Origin of the sequence: Lysinibacillus parviboronicapiens (assembly GCF_003049575.1) — a bacterium.
GTDB lineage: Bacteria > Bacillota > Bacilli > Bacillales_A > Planococcaceae > Lysinibacillus > Lysinibacillus parviboronicapiens.
Map to the genome: position 1 here is coordinate 1 of NZ_PYWI01000049.1, position 15,086 is coordinate 15,086.

Consider the following 15,086-nt stretch of genomic DNA (forward strand, 5'->3'; position numbering starts at 1 on the left):
TGTAATTTAAATTCATTCGAATAGGTGCAATTTTTTCTTGGCATACAAAAATCCCCTTTAAGTAAAATGTTATCTACAGCGTACTGTAGTTTTTTTAACATTGTCTACTTAAAGGGGATAATATCAGTCAGGGCGTTTTTATTTAACCTTTTACGTAATACACTTCTTGACCGCTTTCAACGATATAATCGGGTTTTGGCTTACCTGCATTTGCTTTATGACCAGCAATATGCTCGGGGCTCTTTTCCCAGTTCTTCCATGCCTCTTCTGATTCCCAGCGAACCATAATTAGCACTTCTTCGTCACCACGTCGAATTTTTTTTACTAATACTTGCTTGTCAATAAAACCTGGTTGTTGTTCAAGTAATGATGGGCTATCTTTTTTTGCACCGAAACGAGCAACAATCTTTTCAGCATTACCTTCTGTTACGACCATACGTTTAATTTGTACAAACATATTATTTAAATGCCTTTAAAACATCGTCAGCTTTTGCAGTTTCAGATGTAATACCGCCACCTGATAGGTACCAATATTGTGGATCTAGGTAGAAAATTTTACCGTTTTTCGCAGCGTTAGTTGCGCCAACGATTTCATTTTCGATTGCAGCTTTCGTACCAGATTCGCCTTCAGGATTAACAGCAGCATCACGGTCAACTACGAATAATACATCTGGGTTAGTATCGCGTACATATTCGAATGATGCATTTGCACCATGTGTAGAAGCTTCGATTTTATCATCAGCAGCTTTCACGCCAAATACATCGTGAATCACACCAAAACGTGAACCAGGACCATATGCAGATAATGAACCTTCAGAGCCTAAAACGATTAATGCTTTTTCTTCAGATGTAGCAGTTTTAGCTTTGATTTCTTCTACTTTTGCTTCATATGCAGCAAATGCATCAGCAGCTTCTTGTTCTTTACCAAAGATTTTACCAGCTAATTCAGTATTTGTTTTGAAAGAGTTTACGAAATCAGCGTTATCCACACCAACGAATACAGTTGGCGCAATTTTAGATAATTCTTCGTAAGCAGATGCTTGACGACCAGAGATGAAAATAATATCTGGATTCATAGATGATAATGCTTCAAAATCAGGCTCTTTTAAAGAACCAACATTTACATAAGTTGTATCTGTATATTTACTTAAATATTCAGGAACTGATTTTTGTGCAACACCAGCAACTTCAACACCTAAAGCGTCTAAAGTATCAAGGAAACCATAGTCAAAAACAACAACATTTTCTGGTTTTTTATCAAGTGTTACTTCTTTGAATGTTTCTTCACCGCTTGTGCTACCTGGGATAGTAATTGGGTAAGCAGTTGCTTCATCTTTTTGTTCCTCAGCAGGCTTATTATCTGTTGTTGAACCTTTATCTTCTTCTTTTGTGTCTTCTTTTGAACCACATGCAGCTAATACTAATAGCATCATAGCCATTAATACAGTAAGTAATTTCCAATTCTTCATTGTAAAATTGCTCCTTTTTGTTGTTTATTTTTTTGTAGATGACCTAGACCATCTTTGTTACTATGAGTTGAAATATACGCAAATGCGGCAACCGTTCTGTTCTTGAACAGGAATATCCATATCATAGATTTCCTTAAGCGCATCCGAATTAATGATGTCATGTGTTGGCCCGTCTTTGACAACGCGCCCATTTTTTAATGCTACGATATGATCGGAGTACACCGATGCAAAGTTAATATCGTGTAATACAATGACAACCGTTTTTCCAAGTTCATCCACCAGTTTACGCAAAATTTTCATGATTTGCACAGAGTGCTTCATGTCTAAATTGTTTAGTGGCTCATCGAGTAGGATATAATCTGTGTCTTGTGCAATTACCATTGCGATAAAGGCACGTTGACGCTGACCACCTGATAATTCATCCAAATAATTATGTTGGAGATCATCTAAATTCATATATTGAAGTGCTTCATCTACTTTTAGCTCATCCTCTGGTTTTAGATTCCCTTTTGCATATGGGAAACGACCAAAAGAAACAAGCTCACGAATTGTTAGACGAACATTCATATAGTTTGACTGCTTTAAAATCGATACGCGCTTTGCAAAATCGTCTGATTTCCAACGACGTACATCCGATTTATCGAGTAATACTTCCCCCGTGTCTGCATTAAGTAAACGGCTTACCATTGAAAGCAGTGTTGATTTACCAGCACCATTAGGTCCAATAAAGGATGTGATTTTCCCTGGTGTAACCTCTACACTGACATCTTGAATGACCGGTTTTTTTCCAAAATACTTAGAGATTTCTTTTACTTGGATCATCCTGCTGACCTACTTTCCTTCAGTAATAAGTAGATGAAGTAAACGCCACCTACAAAGTTTATAATAACGCTAAGTGTTGTATCGAAGTTAAAGACACGCTCGACCATCCACTGACCACCGATTAAAGCAACAATACTCATTACACAAGAACCTGCGATTAACACCGAGTGCTTGTACGTTTTGAAAAACTGATACGACAAATTCGCCACAATTAGACCGAAGAACGTAATCGGCCCAACTAACGCTGTAGAAACGGCAATTAATATCGAAGAAAGTATAAGCATGCGCTGTACAAGCTTGTCATATGGTACCCCTAGGTTAATTGCTGTATCACGTCCAAGAGACATAACATCTAATTGGCTCATATGACGCCAGCCATAAATAAAGGTAATTAAAATAACAATACCTGCTAGCCATACTAAATCCGAATTAACATTATTGAAGCTCGCAAACATTTTACTTTGTAAGCTTAAAAACTCATTCGGATCAATTAATACTTGGAAGAACGTTGTAACACTTCCTAAAAACGTTCCGACTATCATACCGACAAGCAGCAGGAAGTAAATCGGACGTTTTCCTTCTTTGAACAACACACGATAGAAAACCAATGCAAAAATAATCATTGCTGAAACAGCTAATAAGAAATTATATTGTGCATTAATAACAAACACCGACATTGAGCCAAAGAAGTAGTAGATAATTGTTTGAACTAACATATATAAAGCATCAAGACCCATCACACTTGGCGTTAAAATACGGTTATGTGTAATCGTTTGGAAAACAACCGTAGAATAAGCAATTGCAATTCCTGTTAACGTCATCGCAGCTACTTTGATTAGGCGACGTGGAAATGCATAATGGTAGTTGCCATTGAGCTCGTAAAATACATATAGCAATACAGAAGCTATTGCTAGCGCTACTAAAACCAACATTCTTGAACTATTACGCATATGCTCTCCCCCTAAATAACATAATTAGGAAGATTGCACTTCCGATGACACCAACTGTCATACTAATCGGAATTTCATATGGGAAAATAAGAATACGCCCTAAAATATCACAGAATAATAAGAATGACATACCAAGTAATGCTGTATGCGGCAATGTCTTCGCCAAATTGTCCCCTTTGAATAGCGAAATAATATTAGGAATGATTAATCCAAGGAATGGAATCATCCCAACCGTCAATACCACTGTTGTTGAAACAAGTGCTACCAACACTAACCCTAAATTCACAACAAATTTATAGGAAAGACCAAGATTTTTTGCAAAATCCTCACCCATTCCAGCTACTGTGAAGCGGTTCGCATAAATGTAAGCTATTATCAGCACGGGTACACTTATGTATAAAAGTTCGTAACGACCTTTCATCAATAATGAGAAATCTCCCTGTAACCACGCAGAAATGTTTTGGATAATATCTGCCTTATACGCAAAGAATGTCGTAATCGACGATAAAATATTCCCGAACATTAAGCCAATAAGCGGTATAAAAATCGCATCTTTGAACTTTATTCGATTTAATATTTGCATAAAGAGAAACGTGCCGGCTAAAGCAAATATGAAAGCGAAGGAAATTTTTTGGAAGTAAGTGACATTAGTGAAAAACATCATTGAAATTAATACTCCTAATTTCGTTGCGTCTAAAGTTCCTGCTGTCGTTGGCGACACGAACTTATTCCTACTTAAGCTTTGCATAATTAAACCAGCAATACTCATACCTGCCCCCGCTAGCAAAATTGCCACAAGTCTCGGTATACGACTAATTAAAAATAGTCTAGTTTCCTCTGATTCGAAGTCTAATAGGTCACTCGGCTTAATATCTACTACACCGATAAACAACGACACGATAGACAACACTACAGTTGCTGTTAAAAGATATCTTATTTTCATTATAATCCCCGGTAGATTCATTTTTGTTCGTGAATCATCTTCTAGTGAAAATGATTATCATTACTCACGATTCTCATTATAAGCGTGTTTCTTTTATCAGTCAACCTTCAAATGAGAATTATTCTCGCTTTATTTTATATTGACTAAAAATTAAGTATAAATGAAGATATATCGACATTTCTGACTTTCTTTTTAAGACAATAATAAATTAATATTCTGCATTTTCTTAGCCAAATGAAAAAGGTAATTGAGAATAAAGTATTTTACTTTTCTCAATCACCTTCTTAATCAGGCTAAACGACGTATTCCTCTTAGCCATGCAAAGACAATAGTCGCGACTAAAATAAAACCTAGATACCCCATTACAGCATATAATTTCGATACAAGTGTTGTGAAACCCGCAAGACTTGCTAAAAAACCTAATACACCTATGAAAATCACAGCAACCTTAAAGCTTGGCTTTGTTGGCTTAAAGAACCGTACCATGAATGAGTAAAACATCCCAACCGCTGTATTATAAATCATCCCCAGTAATGATAATGACATTAATAGACCAATGATCGGATGTATTTCATTTGCTAAGGCCAGCATCGGGATATCTAGTCCACCAATGATATTCATTTTTGCTAGTAGTGAGAGATTAATAAGTAAGATTAATGCTCCTAGTAGAATTCCTCCGATAATGCCTCCCATTCCCGCCACTCTTTCATTGCGTATCGATCCACACACCACGGTCAGAAGTGAAAAACATACACCAATATTAAAAGACATGTATAGTAAAGCCGTGAGCCACCAGCTTTTTGCTTCTACTCGTAATTGCTGTTCAGCAATCACCACTTGTTCTGCAAAGGATAATTCCATAGTCGCTAATGAATAAACAGCAATAACTGTTACAACTGCTAGCAAATAGGGTGTGGCAATAGCAATGATGTTAATGATACTTTTCACATTCATCATCACTGTGACAATTGTTAGGGCTATCATAAAAATACTCCCAATCCAGACCGGCAGGCCAAACATTTGCTCAAATGTAGCGCCCGCTCCAGCAAACATAATTACAGCCACGCCAAATAAAAAGAGTGACAGTAAATAATCCATCACGAAACCAAGAGTATTACCTGAAATTTGATAAATCAAATCCTTATGTGATGTTGTACGCAATCTTGAGCTAATTTGCGCAATACACATTCCTACAAAGGCAAACCCTAATGTAGCAATAAGTGCACCATAAACTCCCTTATAGCCATAGCTCGTAAAGTACTGTACGATTTCCTGTCCTGATGCAAACCCCGCACCGACGATTATTCCTACATAGGCACCACCGATTTGCAAACTCTTTTTCAATCAATTCTCTCCCCGTTAATTTATCCCATGCTCGCAGGCACTATGTTTCCCACCTATTAAAATCTTTATCTATAAACTTTTTTGCTAATGGTCAATTTTTCTATTACGTCCATTTTAGGCGTATAGCCAATACCAATGGACTGCGGAACACGTATATAGCCATCTTCTACAACCACTTCAGGTGTAATAATATCCTCATACCAATAATGACTTGAACCTGCTGTATCGCCAGGCAAGACAAAATTAGCGAGTGACGTTAATGCAATATTATGCGCTCGTCCGATTCCAGCCTCTAACATACCACCGCACCAAACTGGAATATCCTTTTCTTTACAAAAGTCATGAATTCTCTTGGCTTCAGTTAAGCCACCTACCCGTCCAATTTTGATGTTTATGACACCACAGCTACCCAGTTCTACCGCCTTGCGAACATCCTCCAAAGATGTAATACTTTCATCTAAACAAATTGGCGTTTTTAACTGCTTTTGTAGTTTGGCATGGTCTACGATATCGTCGGCTGCAAGTGGCTGCTCTATCATTAATAAATTGTATGCATCGAGTTGCTGTAACACGTCTATGTCATGTAGGGTATAGGCAGAATTTGCATCCACCATTAATGGCAAGTCTGGAAATGTAGCACGAACAGCACTTATCACTTCAATATCTTGACCCGGTTTTATTTTCACTTTTACACGCTTATAACCCATTCCTACATAACCTTTTATCAAATCTAATAATTTTTGGATGGAAGATTGAATACCTACGCTAATTCCAACCTCAATCATTTCCTTACTTCCACCTAAAGCATGGGCAAGTGACTGCTTCGATTGCTGTGCATATATATCCCACACAGCTCCTTCAATCGAGGCCTTTGCCATACAATTACGTCGAATGGGGGCGAACATAGCACTAACCTCATCCGGATGCACAATATCTTTATGTAGCAAGATAGGCATTAAAAAGTCCTCTAATATATGCCATGTCGTTTTTAATGTCTCCTCTGTATACCACGGTGCGACAAAGGCAACCGCTTCCCCCCATCCAATCGTCCCTGTAACATCTTTTACTTCTAGAAGTAATAGTTCTTTTTCATGAACTGTCCCAAAGCTTGTTTTAAACGGGGCTTTCATCGCCATTTTCAGATGTCTAATTGTAATTTCTTCTATTCTCACAAGAATTCACTCCTTATCCTTATTATAATGCTAATAAAGAGCGTCTGACTAACAGGTAAAAATTCACATATTCCTTGTGCTTTTTCACGCGTACAATCGCATAATGCTGTTCAAATAGTGTCGTTAAAATAGTACGTACTTTATAGCGCCAGTCCTCTGCAAGCTTCGGACTCTCTACCTTCATTTTTTGCAAATATTGTGGAATCGCTAATAAGTAAGCATCCCTCATAAATACTTGGTCGCGCTGAAACTCGCCATCTCTATCCAGCATTGGCAGTCCATCCACTGTCAATGACCATGGCACAATTTCTTCTGCACTTTCTTCTAATTCGTCTAAGCAATCATCTACATGGTTGCGCTCAACCCACCATTCAACTGCAAGTCGGTCTGAGGGTAGCCCATCATTAAAATCATCATGTAGTGGACCATAGTAATCCGACTTATATTGATAGCTAATGGCATTTAATTTCAAGAAAGATAAATTCGCCATACGCGCTTCTAACGGTTCAAATAACCAGCGTACAAGTTGAAACCCATTTTCTTTTGCATATTCTTGCTGTGCATGTTTTAATAATTCCGCTACACCTTGTTCACGATATGTTTTCTCCACCCCAATCATGTGCGAGTGAAGGTACATTTTTCCCTCTTGATAGCCCACAAAACAATAATTAAAGCCAATCAGTCGATCTTCTAAATATGCACCAAGTAATAGTCCCCCATTTTGTACAGCAGCAAGCAACTGGTGAGAGGGAATTGCCTGGCTTCCCCATATTTCTGCATTTAAGTGCTGCACTTTAACAATTTCCGAAGCTGTTATCACGTTTTTTATACAAACTTTTTCTAACATTATACTGACGCCTCCCCTATATCCTATGTTTTTAATGCCAGTAATACCGCATTTGTAAGAATTTCAACTCCCGTCACGAGCCTCGCCTGCTTAAATTTCATCTTCGGATGGTGTAGCCCCGGTGTTAAACCACAGCCTAAACCTAGCATTGTCGTCTTCAAATGTGGTCGTTTAACGGCATAATGGTGGAAATCCTCACCACCTGGTGTTCGTATAGGCTTTCTTAAATTCGATAAACCAGTCGACTGCACAATCGCCTGCTCCATAATATATTGTGCAGTTGCATCTACCTCTGCCGCCACAATATTGGCAACCGTACTTAACTCAATGTGAACTTTATGCAAGATTTTTGAAGAATCTACTACACGTTTCACACCTTGAGCGAGTGTATCCATGACATCATTTTGTTGTGCGCGTATATCAATGGTGAAAGATGCTCTTCCAGGAATTATATTGCCAGACCCTCCCCCTGCTTGAAATTTTGTCATTTTTATTGATACGGGAATCATTGGGTCTGTATGAATTGTACGCAAATCTTCTATAATCGTTGCCCCTACCTCAATTGCATTGACACCAAGATGAGGTCTTGCCGCATGGGCATCCTCGCCAATAATTTCTCCTTCAAGGAGCCTTGAAGCACCATGGTACAATGCAGCACAATATGCACCATCCTCAAGTTCATGTACAGGTCTTACATGAACACCAAATAGATAGTCTAAATCATCAATTATTCCTTCTTGAAGAATAGCTAACGCACCTGTCCCCTTTTCTTCTGCTGGTTGGAAAATTACACGGATTGTGCCCTTGAATGCTTGAGGCTGTTCTTTCAATAATAAAAGAGCGCCTATAGCCATCGTCATATGTCCATCATGCCCACAGGAATGGTTGGCACGAAACTCACCATCTACCTCCTGCCACAATGCATCCATATCCGTACGCAAACCAACTTTTGGCTTCCCTTCTCCTACATCCACATAGAGCCCCGTACAATTTTTAAAACGTTTTGGTGAAAATCCTTCCCCTGTTAGTAGATTAATAATATAATTTGTTGTTCCCACCTCATACCAGCTTTTTTCTGGATGGGCATGTAAGTACGTGAAAATTTCCATTAATCTCGGCCTCAAGCGATCCAACGCCTCTTTCATACAACCAACCCCTTTAATTTTCACACTATTAAGATTATTATAACGAAAAAAATTTCTTTTCTATACAGAAACTTATACCCATATTTAGCAACGCAACCATCCGCAACACAAAAAAAGATGTCAAGAGCAGTCCATCACTAGACTACCTGACATCCTTTTACTAATTAATACCTCGCATTGCTTTAGAAATAATAGGTGACAGCAATAATAAAATTACACCAATGGCAATTGACATTAAACCTAAAAAGCCAAAGTATGTGAATTCACTTACGACTTCATATACTTTTACAAGCTGTGCGTTAATTGCTTGCGCTGCGGCACTTGTTAAAAACCATAGTGACATTGTCTGTGCTGCGAAAGCCTGTGGCGCTAATTTCGTTGTAGCTGAAAGACCCACCGGAGATAGCAATAATTCTCCTACCACCACTAAGAAGAATGACAACACTAACCACCAAGGGCTCACTAATGTATGTCCACCCGAAAGGTGCGCTGGAATCATCATCACTAAAAATGATAATCCCGCAAAGAATAATGAATAAGAGAACTTACGTGGTGTCGTCGGTTGCTTATCGCCCCATTTTAGCCATAGCATCGCAAATAATGGAGCCATCGTAATAACGAATAATGGGTTTAAAGATTGGAACCAAGACGATTGAAGTTGAAAACCACCAATATTTAAACGAGTACGATCATCTGCATATGTTGCTAAAATAGTTGCCCCTTGTTCTTGTATGGCCCAGAACATTACAGCCGATATAAATAATGGTATATAGGCGAGCAAACGAGATTTCTCATCCTTCGTTGTTTTTTCGCTACGATACATGTAAACAAAGAACACCGTTGGAATGATAATACCTAAAGCAGTAATGATTAAACTAAAGACATTCATCGTTAGTAAGCCCGTTTTAATGCCAATCGCACCGAAAATTATAATAAGTAAGGCAATTATGCCAAATTGCGTAAATACTTTTTTACGTTCTTCAGGCTTTAACGGATTATTTACCTGTAACCCTGCTAAACCTAAATATTTTTTCTCTGTTGCTTTATAAACGATTAAACCAATTAGCATGCCAATGCCTGCTAAACCGAAACCTAAATGGAAGCTATACTTTTGTCCAATTGTTCCGACAATAAACGGTGCAATAAACGCACCCATATTAATACCCATATAAAAAATTGAAAAACCTGCATCGCGACGACTATCTGTTTCAGCATAGATATCACCAACAACACTTGAAACATTTGGTTTTAATAACCCTGTACCAATAACAATAAAGGCCATTGAGGCAAACACCATGCTCACGCCTCCAGGAAGCGCTAACAGTAAATGACCAATCATGATTAACACGCCACCATAAAATATAGTTCTACGTGTACCTAAAAGTCTGTCGGCAATCCAACCACCGATTATACCTGACATATAGACAAGTGATCCGTAGATGGCCATAATTGAGTTAGCTGTACCACGATCTAAGCCTAAACCGCCTTCATTCAATTCATAATACATAAAGAAAATTAGAATTGCTCGCATACCGTAGTATGAAAAACGTTCCCAAAATTCAGTGAAAAATAAAGTAAAGAGCCCTTTAGGGTGTCCGACAAAGCCTTTTTGAGGGACGGATTTTACAATTTCATCTTTAGTAGACATAACAATATCCTCTCCCATTTTCATTATCCCTTAAAAATATTATTACCCATTAACAAGGATAAAAAACTATATTTCATCATACTAAAGCGTTTTCATCACTTAATCAACAGTTTTTAAAAATGTTGAAAATTTATCATTTTTCTTTAAATTCTGATTGATTACAGTTATTTCCGTCAAACTCATTGATATATCTAAGTTTTCTTACTCTTCTTACACAAGTCCATAGAATTATCTTAATAAAATATTTCAAAATAATATCTAGTCTGAATTTTTCGTATATCTTATTATGCCCATAAAAAAAATCAACGACGATATTCGTCGCTGATTCCGCCATTGCTATTTAATGACATATTGCTGATATTTTGCATAATCAGCTTCTTTTGCTTCAAGCGTTAGTAAAGTGCCACCTTCTTCATATGCCGTTTCATGAATGGTTGCACTTTCATTTAGATAGGATACTACATTTCCCTGCTCATAAGGAATAAGCATTTTACATGTTATATAATCAGAGAAAATATGCTGGCGTATCATTTGCAATAATTCATCTAAGCCAACATCCTGCTTTGCAGAAATCCAAATATTATCGCCACTGATTATCGGGTAGGGGACATTTGCTAAATCTGCTTTATTATATACATAAATTGTTGGAATGCCTTCAACACCAACTGCTTTTAACGTCTCATTTGTAACATCCATCATAAAACCATGTTCTTCATTGGAAACATCTACAACATGTAGAAGTAAATCTGCATCACGGGCCTCCTCTAATGTCGAACGAAAGGCCTTCACTAAATGATGAGGCAATTTGCTTACAAAACCGACTGTATCTGTTAATAAGAATGATTTGTTATCAGATAATTCAATCTGACGCACAGACGTTTCAAGTGTAGCAAATAGCATATCCTTCTCAAATACTTGTTTATGATTATCTTGTCCAATTTTTGCGAGAAGCTGATTCATAATAGTTGATTTCCCAGCGTTCGTATAGCCGACGATGGATACAACAGGTATAGCATTTTTGCGTCTCTGCTTACGCTGTGTCTCCCGCTGTTCCTTCACTTGCTCTAAATCCTTTTTAATTTTCGAGATTTGGTCTTCTATTTTACGGCGATCTAGTTCAAGCTTCGTCTCACCAGCACCACGGTTTTTAAAACCACCACCTGTCCCTCCACCTTGACGGCTAAGAGAAGCATGTAAGCCTACTAAACGAGGCAACATATATTGTAGTTGTGCCAATTCTACTTGCATTTGGGCTTCACGCGTTTTAGCCCGACGGCCAAAAATATCTAATATAAGCATTGTCCGATCAATAACCTTTGTTTCTAAATCTCGTTCTAAATTGCGGATTTGTGAAGGGGACAATTCATCATTAAAAATAACAAGATTAGCTTGTGCTTCATCATAAAAGTTTTTAATTTCCTCGATTTTTCCAGTTCCAACATAATGTGAAGGTGTGACACGCTCTAAGTTTTGCGTCACGGTGCCTACGACTTCCACATTTAAAGCTTGTGCTAAATTTGTAAGCTCCTCCATGGAATAATCAAAATGCGCATCATTACGTAAATTTACACCCACTAAAATTGCCTTTTCTTGCAAGACATCTACTTCTTTAATTCTATCCATTCACAAACCTCCCACCAACGCCTTGGTGACGCTACGACAAATTTTCTCCATCTTACCATATAATACCCCAATTTGTGTCTTTTAGACGTTATTGAAAAGGAGCAGATTAAAGTGATTGAACCTTCATCCAAATCTAAAAAGCTCCCTCATGCGAATATCATGGACTTATTGTTCTTCTTTTAATATCACTTCAGTTTGAGTAAACTCATCTTCGATGTCTTTATTTGGTCTATAGGTTAAAATGCTGACAAAGACGGCAATGATTAAACATACTAAGAAGCCTGGTACAATTTCGTATAATGCATCAGCTAAAATATCTATTTTCCCCCAGATAAAGGCTGTCGCAGCACCTGCCACCATCCCGCTAAGGGCACCGTAATTCGTTAATTTTCTCCAATATAATGACAGTAATATAATCGGACCAAACGCCGCACCGAAGCCAGCCCAAGCAAAGCCCACTAAGCTTAAAATAGAACTATCAGGATTCCAAGCTAAAATAGCCGCAATAATTGCCACAACTAAAACAGCGATACGACCAATAAAGACATAATGCTTATCATCAGCCGTTTTATTAAATAGCGCTTTATAAATATCTTCAACAAGAGCGGAAGAAGTAACAATTAATTGTGAGGAAATCGTACTCATAACTGCGGCTAAAATAGCTGCTAACATAATGCCTGCAATAAATGGATGGAATAAAATCTGTCCAAGTACAATAAATACGGTTTCAGCATCCTTTAACTCCCTAGCATTTTGCTCAAAATATGCAACACCTACCAATGCGGTGCTAATTGCACCAAAGAGACTCAACATCATCCAACCAATACCGATACGGCGAGCTTGCTTGGTCTCTTTTACGGAGCTAATCGCCATAAAGCGAACAATAATATGTGGCTGTCCAAAATAACCTAATCCCCATGCTAATGAAGAAATAATAGCTGCCGCCGTTGCTGTTGTTGGTAATAAATTTAAATGTTGTGGGTTAACCGCTTTAATGGAAGCAATTGTCTCTCCTAATCCACCTGTTAAAAATAACCCAAATAACGGAACTGCAATAAGTGCTAAAAACATAATTAGGCCCTGTAAAAAGTCCGTATAACTTACCGCTAAAAATCCACCAAATAGTGTATATGCAACTACTACACCTGATACAATTAATAAACCCGTATGGTAGTCATAGCCGAATGAGCTATCAAAAAACTTGCCTCCCGCTACCATCCCTGAGGATACATAAAATGTAAAAAATATTAGAATTATAATACCTGAAGCAATTCTTATAAGCTTTGTATGATCACGTAAACGATTATCCAAATAGCTCGGAATGGTAATGGAATCATTGGTAACTTGTGTATAAACACGTAGCCTTGGTGCAACAAATAACCAATTCAAATAGGCACCGATTGTTAAACCAATAGCAATCCAAGCTTCAACAAGTCCTGATAAAAAAATTGCTCCGGGTAAGCCCATTAAAAGCCAGCCAGACATATCCGCCGCACCCGCACTAAGTGCTGTTACCGCAGGGCCTAGTGAACGACCGCCAAGCATATAATCCATTAGATTAGATGTTTTAACAAATGCGTACCATCCAATTGCAAGCATTGCGACCATATAGATAATAATCGCGAGTAATTGATACAAATTATCTGACATAAATTCTCCTCCAATTCTTCATTAGTATTCACCAAGCATTACTATAAATAAAGATACCACAACCATACAATTTTACCCATAAATATTCAGAAAACTCATAAAGTTATTTCTGCATTTTCAAGTAGCATCGCACTTCATAAATTGTGTTACACTAATGCCATCTATTACACAATGAAGAAGGCGAAAAAAATGACATTTGAAGAAATGAAAGCTCAACTTCAAGAGCAAATTTTACAACAGCAACTCATAGCGGCCACAATTAGTCAGCCACGCATGAAATCGCATGAAATAAAGCGTATCAAACTAAAGCCCCTTATGTTAAAAGACGTTTATCATATACAAATTGAATACCAATATGAACGCATCTTGAAACATGAAAACGTTCAACTAGCGCAGTTCCCTACTAAGCTAGAAGCTTTTTTCGAAGATTTTCGTCAGGCACATATAGACTTTATTGGGGAAAAAGTACAAGTACAGCTTTCAAAAAAAAACAAAGTATTATGGAAGTCCGATAATGTAGCGGAACCAAAACAAGTAAACCTCTCGCATAATCGCAAGAAAAATTACTTACTTGATGATACGACACCTTACCCATTTCTAATCCGTCTTGGTGTACAAACAACTGAAGGAAAGGTTAAAAAACAAAAATACGATAAATTTAAACAGATTAACCGTTTCATTGAATTTATTGACGATGCTTTAGCCTATCTACCCAAGGATCGTCAAGTGCGTATTTTAGATTTTGGTTCAGGAAAATCCTATTTAACCTTTGCTTTATATCATTATTTAAAAATTGAAAAGGGCTTGGACATTCGTGTTACTGGTTTAGATTTAAAAAAAGAAGTCATCGAGGAGTGCTCCCAAATCGCACAGGATTTAGGCTATGATCAACTGGAATTTTTAGTCGGGGATATTAACGACTATAATGATGAGTCTACAGTGGACATGGTGGTTACATTACATGCCTGCGATGTTGCTACAGATATGGCATTAGCGCGCGCTGTTAAATGGGGAGCAAGTGTTATTTTAAGTGTACCTTGTTGTCAGCATGAGCTAAATCGTCAACTGAATACTCCGGCTCTCGACATTATGCTACAGCATGGACTTGTCCGTGAACGCTTTGCCGCTCTAGCAACTGATGCAATTCGCGCAGAAATCCTTTCACTCGTAGGCTATGAAGCACAATTACTGGAGTTTATAGACATGGAAAACACACCAAAAAATATTCTCATACGAGCGTATCGTACTGGCAAAAAGCCAAGTCTCGAACAACGTGCCAAATATGATGCCTTTGTAACACTGTTGAATGCAAAGCCATTTTTAGCAAATGAACTAAAATCATACTTATAATCGAGTAGGAGGGAGTGATTAACTCCCGACCTCTCACACCACCGTACATACGGTTCCGTATACGGCGGTTCAATTAAGATGAATAACGCAAAGTTTCGTAACGAACTTGCAGACTTTTCAGCC

The 15,086-nt window shown here is 37.8% G+C and carries 13 protein-coding genes; 1 reads left to right on the plus strand and 12 read right to left on the minus strand.

The window, feature by feature from the left end; translation table 11 throughout:
- Positions 1-142 precede the first annotated feature (142 nt).
- The 12 genes from C9J35_RS21860 to putP form a co-directional block, all read right to left on the minus strand.
- Positions 143-457 carry an antibiotic biosynthesis monooxygenase family protein gene (locus tag C9J35_RS21860; protein WP_107926905.1) on the minus strand — a complete coding sequence of 105 codons (315 nt, stop codon included), beginning with the start codon at positions 455-457 and terminating at the stop codon, positions 143-145.
- 1 nt (position 458) lies between these two features.
- On the minus strand, positions 459-1,469 hold the full coding sequence (locus C9J35_RS21865; protein ID WP_054769969.1) for a siderophore ABC transporter substrate-binding protein: 1,011 nt from the start codon (positions 1,467-1,469) through the stop codon (positions 459-461).
- Between the two features lie 60 nt (positions 1,470-1,529).
- On the minus strand, positions 1,530-2,291 hold the full coding sequence (locus C9J35_RS21870) for an iron ABC transporter ATP-binding protein (RefSeq protein ID WP_107926907.1): 762 nt from the start codon (positions 2,289-2,291) through the stop codon (positions 1,530-1,532).
- Entirely contained in the window at positions 2,288-3,241 is a 954-nt protein-coding gene (locus C9J35_RS21875; RefSeq protein ID WP_107926909.1) for an iron chelate uptake ABC transporter family permease subunit, read from the minus strand. The genes C9J35_RS21870 and C9J35_RS21875 overlap by 4 nt, the downstream gene beginning before the upstream one ends.
- The gene (locus C9J35_RS21880; RefSeq protein WP_107926911.1) at positions 3,234-4,184 is read right to left on the minus strand and encodes an ABC transporter permease; all 951 of its coding nucleotides are present in this window, start codon (positions 4,182-4,184) and stop codon (positions 3,234-3,236) included. Before C9J35_RS21880 ends, C9J35_RS21875 begins: the two co-directional genes overlap by 8 nt.
- Positions 4,185-4,472: 288 nt before the next feature.
- Positions 4,473-5,528 carry a YkvI family membrane protein gene (locus C9J35_RS21885; protein WP_107926913.1) on the minus strand — a complete coding sequence of 352 codons (1,056 nt, stop codon included), beginning with the start codon at positions 5,526-5,528 and terminating at the stop codon, positions 4,473-4,475.
- Between the two features lie 65 nt (positions 5,529-5,593).
- On the minus strand, positions 5,594-6,700 hold the full coding sequence (gene menC / locus C9J35_RS21890; RefSeq protein WP_107926915.1) for an o-succinylbenzoate synthase: 1,107 nt from the start codon (positions 6,698-6,700) through the stop codon (positions 5,594-5,596).
- Between the two features lie 22 nt (positions 6,701-6,722).
- A complete protein-coding gene (locus tag C9J35_RS21895) occupies positions 6,723-7,547 on the minus strand; it encodes a GNAT family N-acetyltransferase (protein ID WP_107926917.1) in 825 nt (274 codons plus the stop codon).
- Positions 7,548-7,570: 23 nt separating this feature from the next.
- Complete coding sequence (locus C9J35_RS21900) at positions 7,571-8,692, minus strand: M20 peptidase aminoacylase family protein (RefSeq protein WP_107926919.1); 1,122 nt, start codon at positions 8,690-8,692, stop codon at positions 7,571-7,573.
- Positions 8,693-8,852: 160 nt separating this feature from the next.
- Positions 8,853-10,340 (minus strand): peptide MFS transporter, encoded by a 1,488-nt coding sequence (locus tag C9J35_RS21905; RefSeq protein ID WP_107926925.1) that lies wholly within the window; start codon positions 10,338-10,340, stop codon positions 8,853-8,855.
- 336 nt (positions 10,341-10,676) lie between these two features.
- Positions 10,677-11,963, minus strand: coding sequence for a GTPase HflX (gene hflX, locus C9J35_RS21910; protein ID WP_054769967.1), 1,287 nt, complete (start codon positions 11,961-11,963; stop codon positions 10,677-10,679).
- 165 nt (positions 11,964-12,128) lie between these two features.
- Positions 12,129-13,613, minus strand: a complete 1,485-nt coding sequence (gene putP / locus C9J35_RS21915) for a sodium/proline symporter PutP (protein WP_107926921.1) — start codon at positions 13,611-13,613, stop codon at positions 12,129-12,131.
- 189 nt (positions 13,614-13,802) lie between these two features.
- Here putP and C9J35_RS21920 point away from each other — a divergent pair, with 189 nt between their 5' ends.
- On the plus strand, positions 13,803-14,963 hold the full coding sequence (locus C9J35_RS21920; protein ID WP_107926923.1) for a class I SAM-dependent methyltransferase: 1,161 nt from the start codon (positions 13,803-13,805) through the stop codon (positions 14,961-14,963).
- Positions 14,964-15,086: the final 123 nt, after the last annotated feature.